A 24,556-nucleotide genomic window follows, 5' to 3' on the forward strand; every position below is an offset into this window, starting at 1 on the left:
GCCTTCCGCCTCCCCGGGCCTCCGTCCCGCCGCCCTCCGGCCTCACCGGGGCTCCCGTCCCACCGGGCCTCCGCCCACCAGGAACCGCCCCCGCTTAGCTTGCGTCCCCCCGGGGCCTGTTCTTCCCCGGGCCTGTGCTCCACCGGGGCTCCCGCCTCCCCGGGCTCCCTCCCACCGGGGCTGCTGCCCCCTGACACGCCCCCCAGGCACCGCCCCTCGGGCCTGCCCCCCCGGGCCTCCCGCCCCCCGGGCCTCCTGCCTCCCCGGGCCTGCGCCCCCGGGCCTCCCGCCTCCCCGGGCCTGCGCCCCCGGGCCTCCCGCCTCCACCCCCTCCGCCACCGGGCCTGCGCCCCCCCGGGAGCCTCCGCCCCCGGGAGCCTCCGCCCCCGGGAGCCTCCGCCCCCGGGAGCCTCCGCCCCCGGGAGCCTCCGCCCCCGGGAGCCTCCGCCCCCCGGAGCCTCCGCCCCCCGGGGGCTCCCCCCACCCCCCCCCAACCCCCCCCGGGGGGCTCCCCCCACCCCCCTCCGCCGCACCATTCACCCGTTGCGGAAAGAAATTCCCCCCAGGGTTGAGTAGGGGCGGCCCGTCCCCGCGTACCCCTGGTTGTGCGGCGGCGCAGCAGGGCGCTGCGACAGCGGTGGGACTATGGGGAGTTGACGATGGACACCTGGCGGAGCGCCTCACTCGTGGCGGGCACCGTGGCCGTGCTGGTGATGGCGACGGCGTGCGGTCAGGAGGGTGGCGGAGGGTCGGGCAGCCAGAACGTGGGGGCCACGGCCGCCGCCCCCGGCTACGGCAGCCCCAGCGCGGACGCCGACGCCGGGGCCGGGACCGATCAGCAGGCGGGGGTCCCCAACAGCCCGGCGGGACAGCTGGCGGTCAAGGAGAACGCGCAGCTGGGGCAGGTGCTCACCGACGCCGACGGCCGTGCCCTCTACCGCTTCGACCAGGACACCGCCGAACCGCCCAAGACCAACTGCGAGGGCGACTGCGCCACCGCCTGGCCGCCCGTCCCGGCGGACGACGCCGCGGCGGGCCAGGGCGTCGACGCCGAACTCCTCGGCGAACTCACCCGCCCCGACGGCACCAAGCAGCTCACCGTCGCCGGCTGGCCCGCCTACCGCTTCGCCAAGGACACCGCCGCCGGTGAGCTGAAGGGGCAGGGCGTGAACGGCACCTGGTTCGCGCTGGCCCCGGACGGCAAGAAGGCCAAGCGGGCCGAGCTGCCGGGACTGTCCACCCGTAAGGACGCGAAGCTCGGCGAGATCGTCGTGGACAAGAACGGGATGACGGTCTACCGCTTCATGAAGGACGAGGCGTGGCCCGAGCCGGTGTCGACCTGCGAGGGGGACTGCCTGGAGAAGTGGCCCGTCGTCGCCCCGGTCGGCGCGAACGACACCCAGGGGGTGGAGAAGAAGGGGCTGATGAGCTTCATCCGATCCGACGGCGCCAAGCAGCAGACGGTCGACTGCTGGCCCATCTACACCTTCGCCGGCGACAAGGCCCCCGGCGACACCAACGGCCAGGGCGTCGGCGGCACCTGGTACGCGGTGGCCCCCGACGGCAAGGCGGTCGGCGCCCCCGCCAAGGGCTGACGCCCGCCACTGTCCCTCGCCCCGCGCAGTCCATCTCCCCGCGTTCGAAGGGGAGATGGACTGCGTTCGTCCGCGCGTGGTTCTCCCCGCGGCGGGCCGCATCCCCGTGTGGGACGTGCCACACCGCCCGCCCCACCACGCTGCCCAAGCGGTGCGTTTCCCCGGAAGTCTCCCTGAAACACACCTCGTTCCGGTACGCAGCGGAATGCTTCGGATACTTTTCGTGAGGCCACTGCGCGGCCTCGAAACGGCACGTGCCGGAGGCAGTGACCGGGAACGGATGGTCAATTTCCGTTTGGGCTCGCTCCTTTGGCGGGCGATCAGTAGCCTCAGCTCGAACACCGGATCGCCAACGCCTGGAGAGGTACATGGAGCGTCCCGTCTGGGCCCCACGGAGCATCGACATCTCGGTCCCGAGCGTTTCACGTATCTACGACTACTACCTGGGCGGTTCGCACAACTTCGAGGTCGACCGGGAGGCGGCCCGCAAGGCGATGGAGTTCATGCCGGGGCTCCCGAAGATCATGCAGTCGAACCGGGCGTTCATGCGCCGCGCGGTCCGCCTCGCCGCGGCCGAGGGCATCACCCAGTTCCTCGACATCGGCTCCGGCATCCCGACCTTCGGCAATGTCCACGAGGTGGCCCAGGAGGCGTGCCCCGGCGCCCATGTGGTCTACGTCGACCACGACCCGGTGGCCGTCGCGCACAGCCACGCCGTGCTCGACGGCAACGATGCCACGGACGTGGTCGCCGCCGATCTGCGCAAGCCGCTGGAGATCCTGCGCAGCCCCGAGGTCGAGCGGCTGATCGACCTGGACCGCCCGGTGGCCCTGCTGCTCGTGGCGGTCCTGCACTTCGTGGAGGACGACGACCGCCCGTACGAGGCGGTGGCACGGCTGCGCGACGCGCTGGCTCCGGGCAGCCTGCTCGTCCTCACGCATGCCTCGTACGAGGGAATCCCCGTGCCGATGGAGCGGGCCGGGGCAGTCGTGGACGTATACAAGGACATTCGCAACCCGCTGATCATGCGCTCGCGCGACGAGATCGCGCGGTTCTTCGAGGGGTACGACATGGTGGAACCCGGACTGGTGCCGACGGCCTCCTGGCGCCCGGACACCGCGCCGGAGGACGAGGATCCCTACGCCTTCGCCGGATTCGCCGGCGTGGGGCGTACGGCGTGAGCGCGGAACCGGACGGCCCGGAGGACCGTCTGCGCCGGTTCGCGACGATCTGGAGCCGGGCGGTGTTCCCGGTGTCCCCCACGTCGCTGACCCGGCCCGAGTTCGAACAGCAGCTGGTGCCGCTGGCCCGCCGGCTCAGCCAGGCCCTGCGCGCCCGCGCGTTCGACGCCGTCGAGGCCCGGGAGATCGGGGCCGCGCTGATCGACGCGCACTGCACCGACCCGGAGGCGCTCAGCCGCACCCTCGACTGTGTCGACGCCTACCTGGTGCTCTACTGCGGCGACGACAGTCCCGCGGACGATCTGCGGGCCCGCTCCTCGCGGATCCAGCACGCCATGGCCGCCGGGTTCGCGCAGGCGCTGCGCGCCCGCACCCTCGCCGAGCAGGAGTCCATCGCCCAGGCCGCGCTGCGCGCCCAGGGCGTGGTCGCCCAGGCGCTGCACGCCAGCGAGGCCCGCTTCCGCGCGGTCTTCGAGGGCGCCGCCATAGGGATCGGCATCGCCGACCTCGACGGCAACATCCTGGAGGCCAACGGGGCGCTGCTGCGGATGTTCGGCGGCAACGAACAGAACCTGCGCAGTCGCAACGTCAAGGACTGGACCCACGCCGAGGACGCCCCGCAGGTGTGGCGCCTGTACGACGAGCTGGTGGGCGGCGAACGTGAGCACTACCACGTCGAGAAGGCGTTCTACCGCCCTGACGGAACAGTCCTGTGGACCAACCTCACCGTCTCCCTGCTGCGCGACCCCGACGGCGTCCCGCAGTACCAGCTCGCGCTGATGGAGGACACCACCGAGCGTCGGCTGCTGAACCTGCGGCTGCGCTACGAGGCCACCCACGACGCGCTCACCGGTCTGCCCAACCGCACCCTCTTCTTCGAACGGCTGGAGAAGGCGCTGGGCGCGGGCGAGGGCCAGCGGTTCGGGCTCTGCTACCTCGACCTGGACGGCTTCAAGACCATCAACGACAGCCTCGGCCACGCGGCCGGGGACCGGCTGCTCGTGGAGATCGCCGACCGGCTCCAGTCCTGCGCCACCGCGCCGGGCGAGATGGTGGCGCGGCTCGGCGGCGACGAGTTCGTGGCGCTGACCACCGGCCGCGACACCCACCGCGAGGTGGACGAACTGGCCGGTCGGATCATGAACGCGCTGCTCGCCCCGGTCCGGATCGAGGGCCGGGAGCTGACCGTGCGCGGCAGCATCGGCGTCGTGGAGGGACCGGCGGGGGAGCGCAGCGCGGCCGAGGTGCTGCGCAGCGCCGACATCACGATGTACCGGGCGAAGTCGGCGGGCGGCAACCGCTTCGAGCTGGCCGACGCGGAGGCCGACGCCCGTGCCATCACCCGGCACGGGCTGACGACGGCGCTGCCCGCCGCCCTGGAGCGCGGTGAGTTCTTCATCGAGTACCAGCCGCTGGTCCACCTCGGCGACGGCAGTGTGCGCGGCGCCGAGGCGCTGGTGCGCTGGCTGCATCCGCAGCACGGCGTCCTCGGCCCGGACCGTTTCATCCCGCTCGCCGAGCACACCGGTCTGATCGTCCCGCTGGGCCGCTGGGTCCTGGAGCAGTCGGTGCGCCAGGCGTACGAGTGGCGGCAGCGGTACGCGGGGTCGTCGCCGGTCCCGCTGCGGATCAACGTCAACCTCTCCCCGTGCCAGCTGACCCACCCCGGTCTGGTCCAGGACACCGTGGACATCCTGGAGGCGACGGGGGTCACGCCGGACGCGCTCTGCCTGGAGGTCACCGAGTCCGCGCTGATCGGCGCCGACGACGACCTCCTCAAGCCGCTGCGGCGGCTGGCGGAGATGGGGGTCGACATCGCCCTGGACGACTTCGGCACCGGTTACTCCAACCTCGCCAACCTGCGCCGCCTGCCGGTGAGCATCCTCAAGCTGGACCGCTCCTTCACCCAGGGCATGCAGCAGTTCCCGGCGGACCCGGTGGATCTGAAGATCGTGGAGGGCATCGTCTCCCTCGCCCACAGCCTCGACCTGGCCGTCACCGTGGAGGGCGTGGAGACCGGCGCCCAGGCCGAACAGCTCCGCATACTGGGCTGCGACACGGCCCAGGGCTGGTACTACGCAAGACCCGGCCCCCCCGACCGCCTACACGACCTGGCCCTGGCAGACGCCACCGGCTGACCCCGCGCCCCCAAGGGGCGCGGGGAACCGCGCACCTAGCAAAACCCACCCGCACTCCCAAATCGCCCCCCGCCCCCACCCCCCAAGGGGCGCGGGGAACTGCGCGACCAGCCCCCCACAACCCGCACCCCGCACTCTGCCCCCACCCCCCCGGCAGACGCACCCACCCCACCCCACCCCACCCCACTTTCACCCCGGCCCCGCCGAACCCCCTCACCGCTCCAAAAGCATCCGCTGCAACTCCCGCGCAGCCCGCGGCGGCGCCACGTCACTGCGATGCGCCAACGCGATCACCCGATGAAGCCCGGGCCGCGCAAGCGGAGTCACCCGCAGCCCCCGCCCCGACCGCGCCGCCACCATCCGCGGCACCACGGCCACCCCCAGCCCGGCCCGCACGAACCCCAGCACCGCGTCCATCTCCCCGCCCTCCACCGCGAAGTCCGGCTCGAACCCCGCGGAGCGGCACGCGGCGACGGTCAGTTCCCGCAGGTCGTACCCGTGCCGGAACATCACCAGACGCTCGCCCTCCAGATCCGCGATGCGGACCCCGCGCCGGTCCCCGCCGGGCCGGGGCGCGTCCGGCGCCGAGACCACCACCAGATCCTCCCGGAGCAACTCGACCGTGGTCAGCGCGGGCGAGGCCGTGGGCAGCGGCAGCACCACCAGCGCCAGATCCAGCGCGCCGCGCGCGAGGAGTCGTACGAGATCGTGCGAGCCGCCTTCCTCGATCATCAGCTGGATCCCGGGATAGCGGTCGTGGAACGCGCGCAGCACATCCGGCAGCAGCCCGGTGCACAGGCTCGGCGTCGCCCCCAGCCGCACCCGCCCGCGCCGTAGCTGCACCAGTTCCTGCACCTCGTGGCGGGCCGTGTCGGTGTCGGCGAGGATCCGCCGGGCCAGCGGCAGCAGCGCCTCGCCCGCGTCGGTCAGGGTGATGTTGCCGCGCGCCCGCAGGAACAGATCGGCGCCCAGCTCCCGCTCCAGCGCCTTGATCTGCTGGGACAGCGAGGGCTGGGCGACATGGACCAGCTCGGCGGCCCGGGTGAAGTGCCGGGTCTCGGCGACGGCCACGAAGTACTGGAGCTGCTGGAACTGCATACAGCCACTATAGGCTCGTCCTATCGAATCAAGCCGCTCCATGTCTTGGACCGATGGGGTCCTTCGGCCCTAGCGTGCATGACATGGCTCTGGCAACGCGGACGGACCGACGGTCGTCCATGGCACGCACCATCTGGGACAGCTCCGTCGGCAAGAAGACCGTGATGGCCGTCAGCGGCCTGATCATGCTGATGTACCTGGTCGTCCACATGCTGGGCAACCTCAAGATCTTCTTCGGCGCCGTCGAGTTCAACGCGTACGCCCACTGGCTGCGCACCCTCGGCGAACCGTTCTTGCACCACGAGTGGGCCCTCTGGCTGGTCCGGGTGGTCCTCGTCGTCGCGGTCGTCGCCCACGCCGTCTCCGCGTACCAGCTCAGCCGCCGGGACATCAAGGCGCGGCCCAGCAAGTACGTCCACAAGAAGCCGCGGGCCTCCTACGCCACCCGCACGATGCGCTGGGGCGGCGTCATCCTCGCCCTGTTCATCGTCTGGCACATCCTGGACCTGACCACCGGCACCGTGCACCCGGGCTTCGAGCAGGGCCGCCCGTACCAGAACGTGGTGGACACCTTCTCCACCTGGTACGGCAACACGATCTACATCGTCGCGGTGCTCGCCGTCGGCCTGCACATCCGGCACGGCTTCTGGAGCGCCGCCCAGACCCTCGGCGCGGGCAGCCGCACCCGCGACCGCGCCCTGAAGACCACCGCCAATGTTCTCGCGCTGCTGCTCACCCTCGGCTTCCTCGCCGTGCCCGTGGGCGTCATGACCGGAGTGGTGAGCTGACATGACCTACACCGACTACCCGACCGGCGAACCGGTCGCCGACCGCAAGGCGCCCTCCGGGCCCGTCCACGAGCGCTGGGACACCCGCCGCTTCGAGGCCAAGCTGGTCAACCCCGCCAACCGCCGCAAGCACACGGTGATCGTCGTCGGCACCGGACTCGCGGGCGGCGCCGCCGGGGCCACCCTCGCCGAACAGGGCTACCACGTCGTCCAGTTCTGCTACCAGGACTCCCCGCGCCGCGCCCATTCCATCGCCGCCCAGGGCGGCATCAACGCCGCGAAGAACTACCGCAACGACGGCGACTCCATCCACCGGCTGTTCTACGACACCGTCAAGGGCGGCGACTTCCGCGCCCGCGAGTCCAACGTCCACCGCCTCGCCCAGATCTCCGTCGAGATCATCGACCAGTGCGTCGCCCAGGGCGTGCCCTTCGCCCGCGAGTACGGCGGACTCCTCGACACCCGCTCCTTCGGCGGCGTCCAGGTCTCCCGCACCTTCTACGCCCGCGGCCAGACGGGCCAGCAACTCCTCCTCGGCGCCTACCAGGCACTCAGCCGGCAGATCGCCGCGGGCAACGTCGAGATGCACCCCCGTACCGAGATGCTCGACCTGATCGTCGTGGACGGACGGGCCCGCGGCATCGTCGCCCGGGACCTGATCACCGGCACGATCGACACCTACTTCGCGGACGCCGTCGTCCTCGCCTCCGGCGGCTACGGCAACGTCTTCTACCTGTCGACCAACGCCATGAACTCCAACGCCACCGCCGTGTGGCGGGCCCACCGGCGCGGCGCCTACTTCGGCAACCCCTGCTTCACCCAGATCCACCCCACCTGCATCCCGCGCACCGGCGATCACCAGTCCAAGCTGACCCTGATGAGCGAGTCGCTGCGCAACGACGGCCGGATCTGGGTCCCCAAGGCCCACGGCGACACCCGCCCCGCCGCCCAGATCCCCGAGGACGAGCGCGACTACTACCTGGAGCGCATCTACCCCTCCTTCGGCAACCTCGTCCCGCGCGACATCGCCTCCCGGGCCGCCAAGAACGTCTGCGACGAGGGCCGCGGTGTCGGCCCCGGCGGCCAGGGCGTCTACCTGGACTTCGCCGACGCCATCAGGCGTATGGGCCGCAAGGCCGTCGAGGCCAAGTACGGCAACCTCTTCGACATGTACCAGCGGATCACCGACGAGGACCCGTACGAGGTCCCCATGCGGATCTACCCGGCCGTGCACTACACGATGGGCGGACTCTGGGTCGACTACGACCTCCAGACCACCGTCCCCGGTCTGTTCGCCATCGGCGAGGCCAACTTCTCCGACCACGGCGCCAACCGGCTCGGCGCCTCCGCCCTGATGCAGGGCCTGGCCGACGGCTACTTCGTGCTCCCGGCGACCATCAACGACTATCTCGCCCGCAACCCGCACAGCGAGGCCGTCACCCCGGAGCACCCCGCCGTCCAGGAGGTGCTCGCCGACACCGAGGACCGGCTCAACCTGCTGCTCTCCGTCGACGGCGACCGCACCCCCGACTCCTTCCACCGCGAACTCGGCGAACTCATGTGGGAGTTCTGCGGGATGGCCCGCACCGACACCGGACTGCGCAAGGCCCTGGAACGCATCCCGCAGATCCGTGAGGAGTTCTGGCGGCGCATCAAGGTCCCCGGCACCGGCGAGGAGTTCAACCAGTCGCTGGAGAAGGCCAACCGGATCGTCGACTACCTGGAACTGGCCGAGCTGATGTGCCTCGACGCGCTCCACCGCGCCGAGTCCTGCGGCGGCCACTTCCGCGAGGAATCCCAGACCCCCGACGGCGAGGCCGCCCGCGACGACGACGCCTTCTCCTACGCGGCGGCCTGGGAGTTCACCGAGACCGGCGCCGCCCCGGTGCTGCACAAGGAAGACCTGGTCTTCGAGTACGTCCACCCCACTCAGCGGAGCTACGCATGAAGCTCACCCTGCGCGTCTGGCGGCAGAAGAACGCCGGCGCCGACGGAGCGATGTCCACGTACGAGGTGGACGGCATCTCCCCGGACATGTCCTTCCTGGAGATGCTCGACACCCTCAACGAGGAACTCATCCTCGACGGCGAGGACCCGGTCGCCTTCGACCACGACTGCCGCGAGGGCATCTGCGGCGCGTGCAGCCTGGTGATCAACGGCGACGCCCACGGACCCGAGCGCACCACCACCTGCCAGCTCCACATGCGCTCCTTCCAGGACGGCGACACCATCGACGTCGAGCCCTGGCGGGCCGCGGCCTTCCCGGTCGTCAAGGACCTCGTGGTCGACCGCTCCGCCTTCGACCGGATCATCCAGGCCGGCGGCTACATCACCGCCCCCACCGGCGCCGCCCCCGAGGCCCACGCCACCCCGGTGCCCAAACCGGACGCCGACTTCGCCTTCGAGCACGCCGAGTGCATCGGCTGCGGCGCCTGCGTCGCCGCCTGCCCGAACGGCGCCGCCATGCTGTTCACCTCCGCCAAGGTCAACCACCTCAACGTGCTGCCGCAGGGCGCCCCCGAGCGGGGGACCCGGGTGCTGGACATGGTGGCCCAGATGGACGACGAGGGCTTCGGCGGCTGCACCCTCGCCGGTGAATGCGCCACCGCCTGCCCGAAGGGCATCCCGCTGGTCTCCATCACCAGCATGAACAAGGAGTGGCTGCGCGCCACCCGCAAGGCGGCCAAGCGCTGAGCCCGCGACCGCCGCACGACCGGCGCGGCCCCGGTGGCCGCCGCCGACGAGACGTTCGCCGACAGGGTGCGGACGGGTGGGACCGGGACAGGTGCTCTTCCCGGTCCCGCCAGGCACCCCGGGCCGACCCGCCCCAGGGCCGGTCGCCCGGATCATCCCGGCGACGCGGGGTCCGGTAGACGGACAGGCCCCAGCCATTCAGCAAGCTCACACCCGCTCTCCCCTCACGGGTCACGCGCCGGACAGCCGGCGTCGGAAGAACTGTGTCGGCCGGGTCCACGGCACCGGCCGCAGCCCGACGCACCGTCCCTTCGGCCCGTGACCCTGGAGAGAGCCATGCCCGGCGGCACCACCCTCACCCGCCCGCCCCGACCGGCGGCACCCACCCGGTACACCGTCACCCTCGCCCGCGACGAGGCCGACGTGCGCGCCGCCCAGAAGCTGCGGCACGACGTCTTCGCCGAAGAACTGGGCGCCCTGCTCACCGGCCCCCGGCCCGGCCTCGACGGGGACGACTTCGACGCCCACTGCGACCACCTCCTCGTCCGCGACACCCTCGGCGGCGAGGTCGTCGGCACCTACCGGCTGCTGCCGCCCGACCGCGCCGCGATCGCCGGACGCCTCTACTCCGAGGGCGAGTTCGACCTCACCGCCCTCGCCCCGATCCGCCACCGTCTCGTCGAGGTCGGCCGCTCCTGCGTCCACCCCGACCACCGCGACGGCGCCGTCATCGGCTTCATCTGGGCCGGCATCGCCCGCTACATGGTCGACCGCGGCCATGAGTGGCTGGCCGGCTGCTGCTCGATCCCGCTCGCCGACGGCGGCGCCCTCGCCGCCGCCACCTGGGACCGCGTCCAGGCCCGCGGCCTGGCCCCCGAGCCGTACCGGGTCACTCCGCTGCTGCCCTGGAACCCCGACGGGATCACCCGCCCCACCGGACGCACCGAACCGCCCCCGCTGCTGCGCGGCTACCTCCGCCTCGGCGCCCGGGTCTGCGGACCGCCCGCCCACGACCCGGACTTCGGCGTCGCCGACCTCTACGTCCTGCTGTCCATGAGCCGGGTCGACCCCCGCTACCTCAAGCACTTCCTCTCCCTCGTCCCCGCCCGATGAGCGACTGGGTGCCGAGCGCGCCGTGCACCCCGGCGGCGTGCATCGGCCCCGCCGACCGCCCGGTGTCCGTCCCGCACGCCGCCCTGCGCCTGACCGCGGTGCTCACCCTGGTCCTGGCGGCGGCCCTCGTCCTGCCCGCGGGCCGCCGCATCCCGCCCGGCGTGATCCGCCGGTGGTGCCGCACCCTGGTCCGGGCCGCCGGAGTCCGCCTCACCCTCACCGGCGCCGCCGCCGCGCCCACCGGTGGTCTGCTGCTCGTCGCCAACCACGTCTCCTGGCTCGACATCCCGCTCCTCGCCGCCGTACGGCCCGCCCGGATGCTCGCCAAGTCCGACATCCGGCACTGGCCGGTCGCGGGCGCCCTCGCCGCCCGCGGCGGCACCCTCTTCATCGACCGCGACCGGCTCAGCACCCTGCCCCACACCGTCGGCGCCCTCGCCGAAGCGCTGCGCCGGGGCGCCGCCGTCGGGGTCTTCCCCGAGGGCAGCACCTGGTGCGGCCGGGCGCAGGGCCCGTTCCGCCGCGCCGCGTTCCAGGCCGCCCTCGACGCCCGCGTCCCCGTCCAGCCGGTCCACCTGCGCTACCGCCACACCGACGGCCCGCCCAGCGCCGCCCCCGCCTACATCGGCGAGGACTCCCTGCTCACCTCCGTCTGGCGGGTGGTCCGCACCCGCGACCTCGTCGCCGAGGTGGCGGTACGGCCCCCCATACCGCCCGGCACCCACCCCGACCGCCGCGCCCTCGCCCACGCGGCGCACCCCACCGCGCCCGCCCCCCGGGCGAGCCACCCGCCCCACCAGGTCCCCGCGCCCCGACCGACGCGGGCACCACTCCTCCGGGGCCGGACGCCCTGACGCCCCGCAGGTTCAGCGGCTCACTCGCCGCCCCGGAGCACCCGCGCCAGATACCCCGCCGTCCGGCTCCCCGCCGCCCGCGCCACCTCCGCCGGAACCCCGGCCGCCACGATCCGCCCGCCCGCGTCCCCACCGCCCGGCCCCAGATCGATCACCCAGTCCGCGCCCGCGACGACCGTCATGTCGTGCTCCACGACCACCACGGTGTGCCCGGCGTCGACCAGCCCGTGCAACTGACGCATCAGCACCTCCACATCGGCGGGATGCAGCCCGGTCGTCGGCTCGTCCAGCAGATACAGGGTGTGCCCGCGCCGCCCGCGCTGCAGTTCGCTCGCCAGCTTGATGCGCTGCGCCTCGCCGCCGGACAGCTCGGTGGCGGGCTGGCCGAGCCGCAGATAGCCGAGCCCCACGTCCAGCAGCGTGCCGAGACTCCGCGCCACCGCCGGGAGGTCGGCGAAGAACTCCGCCGCCGCCTCCACCGTCAGGTCCAGCACCTGGGCGATGTCCCGCCCCCGGTACGTCACGTCGAGCGTCTCGGGGTTGTAGCGCGCGCCCCCGCAGTCCGGGCAGGGCGCGTAGGTGCTCGGCAGGAACAGCAGCTCGACACTGACGAACCCCTCGCCCTGACAGGTCTCGCACCGCCCGCCCGCCACATTGAAGGAGAACCGCCCGGCCCCGTACCCCCGCGAGCGCGCCTCGCCGGTGGCCGCGAACACCTTGCGCACCCCGTCGAACAGACCCGTGTAGGTGGCGAGGTTGGAGCGCGGGGTGCGGCCGATCGGACGCTGGTCCACGGCGACCACCCGGCCCACACCCGGCAGTTCCCCGGTGATCTCCCCGACCAGCGTGGACTTGCCCGACCCGGAGACCCCGGTGACCGCCGTGAGCGCGCCCAGCGGGAACCGGGCCGTCACCCCGCGCAGATTGTGCCGGGTGACCGGGCCCACAGCGACCTGCCCGTGCCCCGCGCGGGGCGGTCGTACGGGCGCGGGGGAGCGGTCGAAGAGATGGCGGGCCGTGGCCGACCCGGGGACGGCGGCCAGCCCCGGCACCGGACCGCTGTACAGCACCCGCCCGCCGTGCTCACCCGCGCCCGGCCCGACGTCCACGACCCAGTCCGCGCCGCGCACCACGTCCAGTTGGTGCTCCACCACGAACACCGAGTTCCCCGCCGCCTTCAGCCGGGCCAGCACACCCCGCAGGGCCTCGGTGTCCGCCGGGTGCAGCCCGGCCGACGGCTCGTCCAGGACGTACACCACCCCGAACAGCCCCGAGCGGAGCTGGGTCGCCAGCCGCAGCCGCTGGAGTTCCCCGGCCGACAGGGTGGGGGTGGGCCGGTCCAGGCTGAGATAGCCGAGACCCAGCTCGGTGACCGGGCCGATACGGGCCTTCAGATCGTCCGTGAGGACCCGGGCCGCGGGCGAGGTCCCGTGCAGCGCGGCGGCCAGACCGTCCAGCGGCAGCGCCGCCAGCTCGGCGATCGTACGGCCCGCGACGGTCACCGCGAGGGCCTCGGGGCGCAGCCCGCCGCCCCCGCAGACCGGACACGGCGAGGTGGTCAGGAACCGCTCCGCCTTCGCCCGCAGCGTCGTGCTCTTCGAGTCCGCGAAGGTCTTGAGGACATAGCGCCGCGCGCTCATGTACGTACCCTGGTAAGGGCGTTGGATCCGGTCCGCGTCGCGCACCGGGTGGACCGTGACCACCGGCTGCTCGTCCGTGAACAGGATCCACTCCCGCTCCTTCGCGGGCAGCTCCCGCCAGGGCCGGTCCACGTCGTGGCCGAGGGCGTCGAGGATGTCGCGCAGGTTCTTGCCCTGCCAGGCGCCCGGCCACGCGGCGATCGCGCCCTCACGGACCGACAGCGCCGGGTCGGGCACCAGCAGTTCCTCGGTCGTACGGTGCACCCGGCCCAGACCGTGGCAGTGCGGGCACGCCCCGGCGGCGGTGTTGGGGGAGAACGCGTCGGAATCCAGCCGCGCGGCGCCCGGCGGATAGTCGCCCGCACGGGAGTACAGCATCCGCAGCGAGTTGGACAGCTGGGTGACCGTGCCGACCGAGGAGCGCGAGGTGGGCGCCGAGCGGCGCTGCTCCAGCGAGACCGCGGGCGGCAGCCCGGTGATCTCGCCGACCTCCGGGGCGCCGACCTGGTGGATCAGCCGCCGCGCGTACGGCGCCACCGACTCGAAGTAGCGGCGCTGCGCCTCCGCGTAGATCGTGCCGAACGCCAGCGACGACTTGCCCGAGCCGGACACCCCGGTGAACACCGCCACCACGTCGCGCGGGACGTCCACGTCCACGCCCCGCAGATTGTGCTCACGGGCGCCCCGGACCCGGACGCACGGATCATGGGGCGGGGCTCCGGCCGCGGGAGACGGATCGTGACGGGGGGTGAGGGACGGGTCGCGCATGTCACCCACGGTAACCCGCGCGGGTGCGGCGCCCGGCGCCCTGTGCGACGTTGGAAGGCGGGGAAGCCCGGCGACGTACGGAGGGCCCGTCGATCATGAGTACTCCCGGTTTCGGATTCGGCCGCAGTCCCTTCGAGGAGTTCGACGAACTGATGTCCCGCTTCTTCGGCGGGACGGGCGCGGCGCCGGCCCGCAGACAGCAGAGCGTCGACATCGGCAGTCTGCTGTCGGAACGGGCCCGTGAGCTGGTGGCGCGGGCCCGGGACATCGCCGCCGTGGAGGGCAGCGAGGATCTCGACGCCCGGCATCTGCTGGCCGCCGCCACCGAGCAGGACTCCACCCGGCGGCTGCTGAGCGAGGCGGGCACCGACCCCGACCGGATCAGGGCCCGGCTCGGCGCCCAGGACACCGGCGCCGCGCGGACCGAGCCCGCCACCCTCACCCCGGCCGCCAAACGCGCCCTGCTCGACGCCTACCGCATCTCCCGCTCGGACGGGGTCTCCTACATCGGCCCCGAACACCTGCTGCGCGCCCTCGCCGCCAACCCCGAGTCGGCCGCCGGACAGGCCCTCGCCGACAGCGGCTGGGAGGGCGGCCGGACACCGGCGGGGGAGCACACCCCCGAGCGGCAGCGGCCCAGCAGCACCCCCACCATCGACGAGTTCGGCCGCGACCTCACCGAGGACGCCCGCGCCGGACGGCTCGACCCGGTCATCGGCCGCGACGACGAGGTCGAGCAGACCATCGAGGTGCTCTCCCGGCGCAGCAAGAACAACCCGGTCCTGATCGGCGACCCGGGCGTCGGCAAGACCGCCATCGTGGAGGGCATCGCCCAGCGCATCGTCGCCGGGGACGTGCCGCGCACCCTGTCCGGCAAACGGCTGGTCTCCCTCGATCTGCCCGGCATGGTGGCCGGCACCAAGTATCGGGGCGAGTTCGAGGAGCGGCTGAAGAAGCTCCTGGAGGAGGTCCGCGAACACGGCGAGGAACTGATCCTCTTCCTGGACGAGATGCACACCGTCGTCGGCGCGGGCAGCGGCGGCGAGGGCGCCATGGACGCCGGCAACATGCTCAAACCGGCCCTCGCCCGCGGCGAACTCCACCTCATCGGCGCCACCACCGTCGACGAGTACCGCAAGCACATCGAGAAGGACGCCGCCCTGGAGCGCCGCTTCGCGCCCCTCCTGGTGGGCGAGCCCACCGTGGACGACACCATCGAGATCCTGCGCGGACTGCGCGACCGCTACGAGGCCCACCACCAGGTCCGTATCACCGACGAGGCGGTGGTCGCGGCGGCCGAACTGTCCGACCGGTACATCACCTCCCGCTTCCTGCCGGACAAGGCGATCGACCTGATGGACCAGGCCGCCGCCCGGGTCCGGCTGCGCGCCAAGACCCCCCTCGCCGACACCCGCGACATCGAGGACCGGCTCGCCGCCCTCAACCGCGAGAAGGACCAGGCCGTCGCCGACGAGGAGTACGAACGCGCCAAGGAGGTGCGCGACCGCATCAAGGAGGCCGAGGCACAGCTCGCCGACACGGGCGCCGCCGAGGAGAGCACCCCCAAGGTCACCGCCGACGACATCGCCGAGGTCGTCGCCCGCTCCACCGGCATCCCCGTCTCCCAGCTCACCGAGGAGGAACGGGAACGGCTGATGGGGCTGGAGGACCACCTCCACGAACGGGTCGTCGGCCAGGACGAGGCGATCACCGCCGTGGCCCGCTCGGTACGCCGCGCCCGCGCCGGGATGAGCGACCCGGACCGCCCCGTCGGCAGCTTCCTCTTCCTCGGCCCCACCGGCGTCGGCAAGACGGAACTGGCCCGCGCGCTCGCCGCCGCCCTCTTCGGCGACGAACACCGCATGATCCGGCTCGACATGAGCGAGTTCCAGGAGCGGCACACCGTCTCCCGGCTGGTCGGCGCCCCGCCCGGATACATCGGCCACGACGAGGCCGGACAGCTCACCGAGGCGGTGCGCAGACAGCCGTACTCCGTGGTGCTCCTCGACGAGGTGGAGAAGGCCCATCCGGATGTCTTCAACATCCTGCTCCAGCTCCTGGACGACGGCCGGCTCACCGACTCCCAGGGCCGCACGGTCGACTTCAAGAACACCGTCGTCATCATGACGTCGAACATCGGCGCCGACCGGATCCTGGCCGCCGGGGTCGAGGACTACGACATCATGCGCGAACAGGTGCTGCCGGTCCTGAACGACTACTTCCGGCCCGAGTTCCTCAACCGCATCGACGAGATCATCCTCTTCCGGGGCCTGGACCGCACCCAGCTCCGCCAGATCGTGGACCTGCTCCTGGAGCACACCAGACGGCGGCTGCACGCCCAGGACGTCACCCTGGAGATCACCGACGCGGCGGCCGACCTGCTCGCCAACCTCGGCCACCAGCCCGACTTCGGCGCCCGCCCGCTGCGCCGCACCATCCAGCGCGAGGTGGACGACCGCCTCGCCGACCTGCTGCTCTCCGGTCAGCTCACGGCCGGGGACCGGGCCCGGGTGGACGCCGTCGACGGCGCCCTCGACATCCGGGCCGAACAGCCCGCCGCCCTGTGACCGCCGCCGGCCCTACGACCGCCGGCCGGTGATCCGTGCCAGCCGCCGGTACGAGTCCAGCAGCGCGGCCCGGTCGTACGTACTGGTCGTCACCAGCACCTCGTCCGCGGCCGTCTCCTTCAGGACGCCCTCCAACTCGTGGGCCACCTGCTCCTCGGTGCCCGCGAGCCGGCCGGTCAGCCCGGACTCGTAGAAGCCGCGCTCGCGCTCCGTCATCCGCAGCGCCTCGACCCGCTCGGCGGGCGGCAGCGGCGGGAACGTGCCGTGCGTGCGCGCGTACGCCATCGACCACGCCTCCGGGACCAGCAGCCGCCGCGCCTCCTGCCAGGTCGCGGCCACCGCCACCGTCCCCGAGACGACGACGTACGGCTCCCGCGCCCACGCGGACGGACGGAAGTCGGCACGGTAGCGCTCCACCCCGCGCCGCATCTTCTCCCGGTCCCGCAGATCACCGATCACCAGGGGCAGGCCCGCGCGGGCGGCGATCGCCGCGCCCTCGCCCATCGCCAGCACGAACGGCGGCACGGTCAGGCCCTGCGACGGGCGGGCCCGCACCCCGGTCGGCGAGGTGCCGCGGAACCAGCCGAGCAACTCCCCGAGCTGTCCCTCGAAGTCCTCCGCGACCTCCTTGTCCCGGCCCAGCGCTCGGCGCACCCCGTCGGTGAAGCCGACCGAACGGCCGAGCCCCATGTCGATCCGGCCGGGGAACAGCGACTCCAGCACCCCGAACTGCTCGGCCACCACCAGCGGCTGATGGTTCGGCAGCATGACCCCGCCGGTGCCCACCCGGATCCGCTCGGTCGCGGCGGCCACGGCGGCGGCCAGCACGGTCGGCGCGGAACCGGCGACGCCGGGCACCCCGTGGTGCTCGGAGACCCAGATCCGGTGGTAGCCGAGGCGCTCCGCCTCCCGCGCGAACGCCACCGTGTCCCGCAGCGCCTCCGCGTCCGGGCGGCCCTCGCGGGTGCGGGAGCGGTCGAGGACGGAGAACGGGACACGGGCCAGGTCGGAGGTCACCTCAGGTCCAACGCCCACGAGGCCCCGACATTCCCGGCGGCCCCGCCCGCGGTCTACGCTGTCCGGCGTGACACCCGACAGCCGCCGCCCCCTCGCCGTGTTCGACCTCGACGGCACCCTCGCCGACACGGCACACCGCCAGCGCTTCCTGGAGGCCCGGCCGCGTGACTGGGAGGGGTTCTTCGCCGCCGCGCCGCAGGACCCGCCCCTCGCCGAGGGCGTGGCGCTGGCCGCGGCGAGTGCCGAGGAGTGCGAGGTCGTCTATCTGACCGGCCGTCCGGAGCGCTGTCGCCGGGACTCGCTCGCCTGGCTGAGCGCGCACGGACTGCCCGAGGGGCGGCTGCACATGCGGCGCGACGACGACCGGCGGCCCGCCCGGGTCACCAAGCTGCAGATCCTGCGCCGACTGGGCCGTACGCGTGAGGTGCGGATGCTCGTGGACGACGACGAACTCGTCTGCGACGCCGCCGAACGGGCCGGATTCCGGGTCGTCCGGGCGCGCTGGGCCACCCCCTCCGCCGCGTTGCGCACGGCGCAGGAGCGGGAGGGCCGGACCTGACGCAGGGCCCGGAGCGCCCGTCCCCGCCCCGGCCGGCCCCCGGTCCCGCCGGGCGGGTGACGCCCGCTCAGTCCGCGTCCTCCAGCCGGAAACCCACCTTCAGACCGACCTGCCAGTGCTCGACCCGGTCGTCCTCGATCTGCCCCCTGATCTGCGTCACCTCGAACCAGTCGAGATTGCGCAGGGTCCGCCCGGCACGGGCGACGCCGTTGCGGACGGCCTGGTCCACGCCCTCGTGCGAACTGCCCACGATCTCGGTGACCCGGTAGGTGTGGTCCGACATGGCGATGCTCCTCTCGGCGCTGTGAACGCCGTGACGGGTGTGTCACGCGTCACTCCACCGTGCCCCAAGCTGGGGCGGAGCGCGAGACTTCACAACAACATGGGACCGGATACCCAAATGCCCCTTGACCTCGGCTTTGGTCCATACCACAATCCAGCCACACCCGTACGAGCCCACGCTCATCCCCCACGTCGGGTCTTTTCCTCCCCTGTGCGTCACAAAGAACAGGATCGACCCCCGTGAGACGTCGCCTACTGGCCCTCGTGTGCGTATCCGCATCCCTCGTGAGCGGCTGCGGTCTGCTGCCCGGCTCCGACGGCGAACGCCGCACCGTGACCGTGTGGCTGATGAAGGACAGCGCGTCCCAGGACTTCCTGGACCGCTTCACCGAGGAGTTCGAGAGCGAGCACTCCGACCTCAAGCTCGACATCAAGATCCAGCAGTGGACCGGCATCGGCCCGAAGGTCGAGGGCGCGCTGGAGGCCGACGGCAAGGAAGAGGGCGCCCCCGACGTCATCGAGGTCGGCAACACCCAGGTCCCGCAGTACGTCGAGGGCGGCCGGCTGCTCGACCTGACGCTGGAGTCGGTGCGTGACTGGGGCAGCAAGGAGTGGCTGCCGGGTCTCTCCGAGCCGGGACAGCTCCGCTCCCACCAGTACGGCATCCCCTGGTACGCGGCCAACCGCGTCGTCATCTACCGCAAGGACCTCTTCGAGGAAGCCGGCATCGACAAGCTTCCCAAGAACCGCGACGAGTGGCTCACCGCCACCGAAAAGCTGAACACCGAAGGCAACCAGGGCATCTACCTGGCGGGTCAGGACTGGTACACCCTGGCCGGGTTCATCTGGGACGAGGACGGGGAGCTGGCCACCCTGAACGGCGCCGTCTGGGAGGGCTCCCTGGACAGCGCCGAGGCCCTCGCCGGCATGGAGTTCTACGAGCAGATGCAGGGCCTCGGCGACGGCCCGGTCGACGCCGACGAGCAGAACCCGCCGCTCACCGATGTGTTCGCCAAGGGGCGGGTCGCCCAGATCATCGCCGTGCCCGGCAACGCCCAGGCGATCCTGAAGGCGAACCCGGAACTCAAGGACCAGCTCGGCTTCTTCCCGGTGCCCGGCAAGACCGCCGACAAGCCCGGCGCGGTCCTCACCGGCGGCTCCGACCTCATCATCCCCCGTCACACCGACGAGTCGGACGGGGCCATCGCGGTGATCGAGGCGCTGGCGGGCGCCAAGTGGAACCAGGAACTCGCCCGCACCATGAACTACGTGCCCAACAAGGCCAAGCTCGCCGGCGCCCTCTCGGGCGACGAGGGCGCCGCGGCCATGGCGGAGGGCGCCGTACAGGGCCGGGCCACCCCCATCTCCCCCGAGTGGGCGAGGGTCGAGGCGGACAACCCGATCAAGGACTACATGACCAAGGTCCTCACCGGCGCCGACCCGGCCACCGAGGCCAAGAAGGCGTCCGACAAGATCACCGAGGCGCTGTCGCTGAGCTGACCGACCGCGGCGCGCTCACCCGCCTCCCGGCGGGCCGGGCGCGCCGCGCTCACGTCTGCTCGGTCCTCGGCTCACCCCACGACACTCAGGGAGAGCGCGAAACGCCCCTCCGTGTCGGTCCACCAGTGCGTCAACTCCAGCCCCGCTGCCGCCAGTTCGGTACGCACTCCCTCCTCGCGGAACTTCGCCGACACCTCCGTACGCAACTCCTCGCCCGCGGCGAAGTGCACGGCGAGATCCAGCGCCGGCACCTTCACGGTCTGCGCCCTGCGGGAACGCAGCCGCATCTCGATCCACTCGTTGTCGGCGTCCCACAGGGCGACATGGTCGAAGGCGCCGGGATCGAAGTCGGCGCCGAGTTCCCGGTCGACGACGGTCAGGACGTTCTTGTTGAACGCGGCCGTCACCCCGGCCGCGTCGTCGTACGCCCGGACCAGCACCCCCTCGTCCTTCACCAGGTCGGTCCCGAGGAGCAGGGCGTCACCGGGGGAGAGGAGCGCGCGGACCGCCGCATAGAACTCCGCCCGCTCGGCGGGCAGCAGATTGCCGATCGTGCCGCCCAGGAACGCCAGCAACCGGGGCCCCGGCGACCGCGGCAGCGTCAGCGGGGCGGTGAAGTCGGCGATCAGCGCGTGCACCGCCAGCGCGGGCCGTTCGGCGACCAGTGCCCGGCCCGCCAAGGTCAGGGCGCTCTCGCTGACGTCGACCGGCACGTACAGCCGCAGATCGGTCAGCGCGTCCAGCAGATGCCGGGTCTTGTCCGAGGAGCCGGAGCCCAGTTCGACGAGGGTACGGGCGCCGGCCGCCCGCGCGATCTCACCGGACCGGGTGATCAGGATCTCCCGCTCGGCACGGGTCGGGTAGTACTCGGGCAGTTCGGTGATCTGCTCGAACAACGCGCTGCCGCGCGCGTCGTAGAACCACTTCGGCGGCAGGGTCTTGGGGGTGCCCGTCAGACCGTGCAGGACGTCCGCGCGCAGGGCGGCGCCCGTCGCGTCCTCGGGCAGGATTCGGGTCAGGGCGAACGGGCTCACGTGGGGGACTCCTTGCGGGGTGACTCCGTACGGGGTGCGGGTGCGGCCTCGGCGCCCGGGAGCGGACCGGCGTCCGGTGCCGGGATCGGGGTGAGCCGCACCTCGGTGCCGTGCGTGGTGAGCAGGGTGCGGTCGGGGACCTCACGCCAGCGCGGATCGTCGTCGTAGGGCTCGGAGGCCACGACCGTGCCGCCGTCGGGCCGGGACAGGTACCACAGGCTGTCGCCCCAGGCCGTCGCGGCGGTCGAGGCGCCGTCGCCGAGCAGCAGGTTCAGCCGGGACGCCGGAGCGGCCCCGGCCACCGCGCGGACGGCCCCGGCCAGCGCCCGGCCCGGATCGTCCCCGGCGCGCAGCCGGTGCAGCACCAGCGCCCACACGAACGCCGAGTCGGTGCGGGCCTCCAGCGACAGCAGCGCGACCGGCGGCAGCGCGCGGGCGAGCGGCGCGAGCGCGTCGGGCCAGCCCGCGACCGCGCCGTTGTGGCTGAACAGCAGGCGGTCGGCGGCGAACGGCGCCGCCGCGGCCTCCCCGTCCGCGCCCGCCACCGTCGCGTCGCGCACGGCGGCGACCAGCGCCGTGGTCCGTACGACCCGGGCGAGATCCGCGAAGGACTGATCCCCCCAGACGGGCCCCGCGCGGCGGTAGCGGGCCGGCACCGGATCGCCCTGCGCGTACCAGCCCACCCCGAAACCGTCGGCGTTGACCGTCCCGTACCGCTGGCGCCGGGGCGCCCACGACTGCCGGTACAGACTGTGCGGCGGGTCGAGCAGCAGCGCCCCCAGCGGCCGGGCCGGGCCCACGTAGGCCAGCTGACGGCACATCAGAGGGCCGCCGAACGGGCGGTGCGGAACCCGGAGAAGATCTGCCGCCGTACCGGGAGGTCCCAGTTGCGGAACGTGCCCCGGCAGGCCACCGCGTCCACCGCGAACGAACCGCCCCGCAGCACCTTGTGCTCCGGCCCGAAGAACACCTCCGAGTACTCCTTGTACGGGAACGCCCGGAACCCCGGGTACGGCAGGAAGTCGCTCGCCGTCCACTCCCACACGTCCCCGATCAGCTGCCGCACCCCGAGCGGCGACTCGCCCCCCGGACAGCTTCCCGCCGGGGCCGGACGCAGATGGCGCTGCCCCAGATTGGCCTGCTCGGGCCCCGGATCGGCGTCGCCCCACGGATAGCGGGTGGAGCCGCCGGTCGCCGGGTCGAAGCGGGCCGCCTTCTCCCACTCGGCCTCGGTCGGCAGCCGCCGCCCCGCCCAACGGGCGTACGCGTCCGCCTCGTACCAGCACACGTGCAGCACCGGCTCCTCGTGCGGCACCGCCTCGACCGTGCCGAAACGACGGCGCAGCCACTGCCCGCCGTCGCGCCGCCAGAACAGCGGGGCGCGCAGGGAGGTGCGCCGGACGTGCGCCCAGCCGTCCGCCGTCCACCAGCGCGGGTCGTCGTAGCCGCCGTCCTCGATGAACCGCAGATAGGCGCCGTTGGTCACCGGGGTGGTGTCGATGAAGAACGGGGCCACCTCACGGGTGTGCGCGGGCCCCTCGTTGTCCAGCGCCCACGGCTCGTCGGAGGTGCCCATGGTGAACGGGCCGCCGGGGACCAGCACTTCGGCGGGGCCGGTGAACAGCGGCGCGGGCACCGGGTCGGGGGCGGTCAGGGCGGGCGGGCCCTTGCGGAGCTGATGGGTGATCAGCATGGTCTCGTCGTGCTGCTGCTCGTGCTGCGCGATCATCCCGAAGGCGAAACCGGCGTCGGTGAGCCGGGTGGTGCCCCGGAACGCCGCCGACTCCAGGACGTCCAGGGCCCGCCCGCGGACCTCGGCCGCGTAGCTGCGGGCCTCGTGGGGCGAGAGCAGCGGCAGCGTCGGCCGCTCGGCACGCGGATGCTCGAAGGCGTCGTAGAGACTGTCTATCTCGGGCCGGATGGCGTCCTGCCCGGCGACCGCCCGCAGCAGCCACAGCTCCTCCTGGTTGCCGATGTGCGCCAGGTCCCACACCAGCGGCGACATCAACGGGGAGTGCTGCGCGGTCAGATCCGGCTCCTCCACGCAGGTGGTGAGCAGTGTGGTGCGCTCCCGTGCTCTGACCAGTGAGGTCAGCGCCCGCTCACGGAACGCCTCGGCGTCGATGTCGTGGTCGGTCGGACGCGGGCCGGTCATGTGCGTGGGTCCTTCCCGTACGGGTGCGGCTCGCCGCCGCGCAGCCGGTCGAGCAGTTCGTCGGCCGGGGTGCGGCCCGGCACGACATGGCGGTCCTGGTACGCCCGTACCGCGTCGGTCAGTTCGGTGGTGGCGCCCAGCCGCGGCAGGGCCTCCACGGCCGCGGCGAAACAGATCCGGGCCGCGTCGTGCAACTCGGGGTCGCCGAGGGCCTCGCGGGCGGCGGCGATCCACAGCGGATTGTGCGGCGCGGGCAGCGCCAGCGCCCGCTCGGCCAGCGGCTTCACGGCCCGGTAGGCGGTCTCGGCCGCCGCCGGGTCGTCGAACAGCGCCGTCGCCACCGCCAGCGGCACCCGCCACCCGTCGTCCCCGGGCTGCGCGTCGATCATCCGCAGCTCCAGATGCCCGCGCGGCCGGACCGGCGGGAACAGGGTGCTGATGTGGTAATCGAGGTCGCCCCGGGTGGGCGGTGCGGCTGATCGGGTCCACTCACGGAACGTCAGCCGCTCCGGCACCTCCCACGGACCCGCCTCACGGCGTACGCACATCACCGGCGAGTCCAGCACGTGCCGCGCCCAGGCGTCGCGCGGATCACCCTCCGGCAGGGGACCGCCCGCCCGGCCGGCGCCGATCTCCATCCACAGCCGCTGCCGGGTGGAGCGCCAGCCCGTGGGCACCCCGCCGGCCAGCGGGGAGTGCGCGAACGCGGCCACCAGGACCGCGCCCAGCTGATGCGCGAGCCACCAGCGCCGCCCGTGGCCGAGCGGCCCCGGCTCCTCGTACCCGGCGTCCAGACAGACCTGTACCGAGGCCGAGGTGCACATCATGGCCCGGCCCGCCGGGCCGGTACGGTCCAGACACCGCTCCATCGCGTCGTAGCGCCGCTCTTGCAGGAACCGGCGCGGGGGGTTCCAGGGGTCGCTGCCGACGCCCAGCAGCGCCAGACCGTCCTCGCGCAGCACGGCGCGGACGGCGGCCAGGTCGGCGGAGACGGTACCGATGCACTCCATCAGGGAGGCGGCGGGCGGGGAGCTGAGTTCCAGCTGGCCGCCGGGCTCGATGGTGAGCGCCGACCTCAGAGGCACGGTACGCAGTGCGGCATAGGCCGCTTCGAGTCGTTCGGTTGTCACGGGGCGCCGCGGCTCGCGCGGCTCGTGGACGAGCCATTCCACTTCCACGCCTACGGTACGAGGTGGCCCGGTCTTGAAGCAGATACCGCGGACCAGCGCCTCGACCTCGGCCTCCGTGACAACGGTGCGGGTTTCCGTACAGTCACTTACCGAATCGGACATGTGGGGATCCTCCTGAGATTCCACCATGTCGTCGCCCCGGGACCGATGCGCCCGGACCGACACACCCGTCCCAGCCAAGACCTTTCCGCCGCGTCGCACAAGAGTGCGTATCGGGACGTTCGATGTACACGCTCCATATGACCCTCGGTAACCGCTCCGGGACCCGGGAAACTCCGTTGCACCGCCCCACCAGCATCACCCAGGATCAGTGCGTGAGCACGACGGGGGAGCACCACGGCACGGGGGAGACCGCCGACGGCGGGGTCATGGCGTCCACGGGG

General features: G+C 72.9%; 19 protein-coding genes. 11 read left to right on the top strand and 8 right to left on the bottom strand.

What is annotated here, in order from left to right; all coding sequences use genetic code 11:
* Positions 1 to 659 precede the first annotated feature (659 nt).
* From ACIQNG_RS09150 to ACIQNG_RS09160, 3 genes are all read left to right on the top strand, one after another.
* The gene (locus tag ACIQNG_RS09150) at positions 660 to 1,595 is read left to right on the top strand and encodes an SCO0930 family lipoprotein (protein ID WP_401483483.1); all 936 of its coding nucleotides are present in this window, start codon (positions 660 to 662) and stop codon (positions 1,593 to 1,595) included.
* Positions 1,596 to 1,963: 368 nt separating this feature from the next.
* A complete protein-coding gene (locus ACIQNG_RS09155) occupies positions 1,964 to 2,776 on the top strand; it encodes an SAM-dependent methyltransferase (protein WP_401483485.1) in 813 nt (270 codons plus the stop codon).
* Positions 2,773 to 4,914: a putative bifunctional diguanylate cyclase/phosphodiesterase gene (locus ACIQNG_RS09160; protein WP_401431442.1), complete on the top strand. Its 2,142-nt coding sequence runs from the start codon at positions 2,773 to 2,775 to the stop codon at positions 4,912 to 4,914. The genes ACIQNG_RS09155 and ACIQNG_RS09160 overlap by 4 nt, the downstream gene beginning before the upstream one ends.
* Before the next feature lie 213 nt (positions 4,915 to 5,127).
* On the opposite strand, the gene ACIQNG_RS09165 is transcribed toward ACIQNG_RS09160, so the two are convergent.
* On the bottom strand, positions 5,128 to 6,012 hold the full coding sequence (locus ACIQNG_RS09165; RefSeq protein ID WP_401431444.1) for a LysR family transcriptional regulator: 885 nt from the start codon (positions 6,010 to 6,012) through the stop codon (positions 5,128 to 5,130).
* 119 nt (positions 6,013 to 6,131) lie between these two features.
* Between ACIQNG_RS09165 and ACIQNG_RS09170 the strand changes: the two genes are divergently transcribed.
* The 5 genes from ACIQNG_RS09170 to ACIQNG_RS09190 all read left to right on the top strand — a co-directional run bounded on the left by ACIQNG_RS09170 (position 6,132) and on the right by ACIQNG_RS09190 (position 11,461).
* Positions 6,132 to 6,800, top strand: a complete 669-nt coding sequence (locus ACIQNG_RS09170) for a succinate dehydrogenase (protein WP_401432097.1) — start codon at positions 6,132 to 6,134, stop codon at positions 6,798 to 6,800.
* 1 nt (position 6,801) lies between these two features.
* The gene (locus tag ACIQNG_RS09175) at positions 6,802 to 8,748 is read left to right on the top strand and encodes a fumarate reductase/succinate dehydrogenase flavoprotein subunit (RefSeq protein WP_401431446.1); all 1,947 of its coding nucleotides are present in this window, start codon (positions 6,802 to 6,804) and stop codon (positions 8,746 to 8,748) included.
* Positions 8,745 to 9,494 (top strand): succinate dehydrogenase/fumarate reductase iron-sulfur subunit, encoded by a 750-nt coding sequence (locus tag ACIQNG_RS09180; protein ID WP_401483487.1) that lies wholly within the window; start codon positions 8,745 to 8,747, stop codon positions 9,492 to 9,494. The genes ACIQNG_RS09175 and ACIQNG_RS09180 overlap by 4 nt, the downstream gene beginning before the upstream one ends.
* Positions 9,495 to 9,830: 336 nt before the next feature.
* On the top strand, positions 9,831 to 10,607 hold the full coding sequence (locus tag ACIQNG_RS09185; RefSeq protein WP_401483872.1) for a GNAT family N-acetyltransferase: 777 nt from the start codon (positions 9,831 to 9,833) through the stop codon (positions 10,605 to 10,607).
* Positions 10,604 to 11,461 carry a lysophospholipid acyltransferase family protein gene (locus ACIQNG_RS09190; RefSeq protein WP_401483489.1) on the top strand — a complete coding sequence of 286 codons (858 nt, stop codon included), beginning with the start codon at positions 10,604 to 10,606 and terminating at the stop codon, positions 11,459 to 11,461. Before ACIQNG_RS09185 ends, ACIQNG_RS09190 begins: the two co-directional genes overlap by 4 nt.
* 20 nt (positions 11,462 to 11,481) lie before the next feature.
* Here the strand turns inward: ACIQNG_RS09190 and ACIQNG_RS09195 are convergent, their stop codons facing one another.
* On the bottom strand, positions 11,482 to 13,869 hold the full coding sequence (locus ACIQNG_RS09195; protein WP_401483490.1) for an ABC transporter: 2,388 nt from the start codon (positions 13,867 to 13,869) through the stop codon (positions 11,482 to 11,484).
* Between the two features lie 95 nt (positions 13,870 to 13,964).
* Here ACIQNG_RS09195 and ACIQNG_RS09200 point away from each other — a divergent pair, with 95 nt between their 5' ends.
* Positions 13,965 to 16,436 carry an ATP-dependent Clp protease ATP-binding subunit gene (locus tag ACIQNG_RS09200; RefSeq protein ID WP_401431459.1) on the top strand — a complete coding sequence of 824 codons (2,472 nt, stop codon included), beginning with the start codon at positions 13,965 to 13,967 and terminating at the stop codon, positions 16,434 to 16,436.
* A 12-nt stretch (positions 16,437 to 16,448) separates the two neighbouring features.
* Here ACIQNG_RS09200 and ACIQNG_RS09205 read toward each other — a convergent pair whose 3' ends face one another.
* Positions 16,449 to 17,453 carry an LLM class flavin-dependent oxidoreductase gene (locus ACIQNG_RS09205; protein ID WP_401483492.1) on the bottom strand — a complete coding sequence of 335 codons (1,005 nt, stop codon included), beginning with the start codon at positions 17,451 to 17,453 and terminating at the stop codon, positions 16,449 to 16,451.
* Between the two features lie 67 nt (positions 17,454 to 17,520).
* Here ACIQNG_RS09205 and ACIQNG_RS09210 point away from each other — a divergent pair, with 67 nt between their 5' ends.
* Positions 17,521 to 18,012, top strand: a complete 492-nt coding sequence (locus ACIQNG_RS09210; protein ID WP_401431465.1) for a hypothetical protein — start codon at positions 17,521 to 17,523, stop codon at positions 18,010 to 18,012.
* A 67-nt stretch (positions 18,013 to 18,079) separates the two neighbouring features.
* On the opposite strand, the gene ACIQNG_RS09215 is transcribed toward ACIQNG_RS09210, so the two are convergent.
* Positions 18,080 to 18,295: a dodecin gene (locus tag ACIQNG_RS09215; RefSeq protein WP_401431466.1), complete on the bottom strand. Its 216-nt coding sequence runs from the start codon at positions 18,293 to 18,295 to the stop codon at positions 18,080 to 18,082.
* A gap of 239 nt (positions 18,296 to 18,534) precedes the next feature.
* Between ACIQNG_RS09215 and ACIQNG_RS09220 the strand changes: the two genes are divergently transcribed.
* The gene (locus ACIQNG_RS09220; protein WP_401483494.1) at positions 18,535 to 19,794 is read left to right on the top strand and encodes an extracellular solute-binding protein; all 1,260 of its coding nucleotides are present in this window, start codon (positions 18,535 to 18,537) and stop codon (positions 19,792 to 19,794) included.
* A gap of 71 nt (positions 19,795 to 19,865) precedes the next feature.
* Here ACIQNG_RS09220 and egtD read toward each other — a convergent pair whose 3' ends face one another.
* Genes egtD through egtA form a run of 4 tightly spaced genes read right to left on the bottom strand, consistent with a single transcriptional unit; the run spans position 19,866 to position 24,275 of the window.
* Entirely contained in the window at positions 19,866 to 20,828 is a 963-nt protein-coding gene (gene egtD, locus ACIQNG_RS09225) for an L-histidine N(alpha)-methyltransferase (RefSeq protein ID WP_401483496.1), read from the bottom strand.
* Positions 20,825 to 21,649 carry an ergothioneine biosynthesis protein EgtC gene (gene egtC, locus ACIQNG_RS09230; protein WP_401483498.1) on the bottom strand — a complete coding sequence of 275 codons (825 nt, stop codon included), beginning with the start codon at positions 21,647 to 21,649 and terminating at the stop codon, positions 20,825 to 20,827. Before egtC ends, egtD begins: the two co-directional genes overlap by 4 nt.
* Positions 21,649 to 22,983: an ergothioneine biosynthesis protein EgtB gene (gene egtB / locus ACIQNG_RS09235; RefSeq protein WP_401483500.1), complete on the bottom strand. Its 1,335-nt coding sequence runs from the start codon at positions 22,981 to 22,983 to the stop codon at positions 21,649 to 21,651. The genes egtC and egtB overlap by 1 nt, the downstream gene beginning before the upstream one ends.
* Entirely contained in the window at positions 22,980 to 24,275 is a 1,296-nt protein-coding gene (egtA, locus tag ACIQNG_RS09240; RefSeq protein WP_401483502.1) for an ergothioneine biosynthesis glutamate--cysteine ligase EgtA, read from the bottom strand. The genes egtB and egtA overlap by 4 nt, the downstream gene beginning before the upstream one ends.
* Positions 24,276 to 24,556: the final 281 nt, after the last annotated feature.

Source organism: Streptomyces sp. NPDC091377 (assembly GCF_044757045.1).
Taxonomy (GTDB): Bacteria; Actinomycetota; Actinomycetes; order Streptomycetales; family Streptomycetaceae; genus Streptomyces.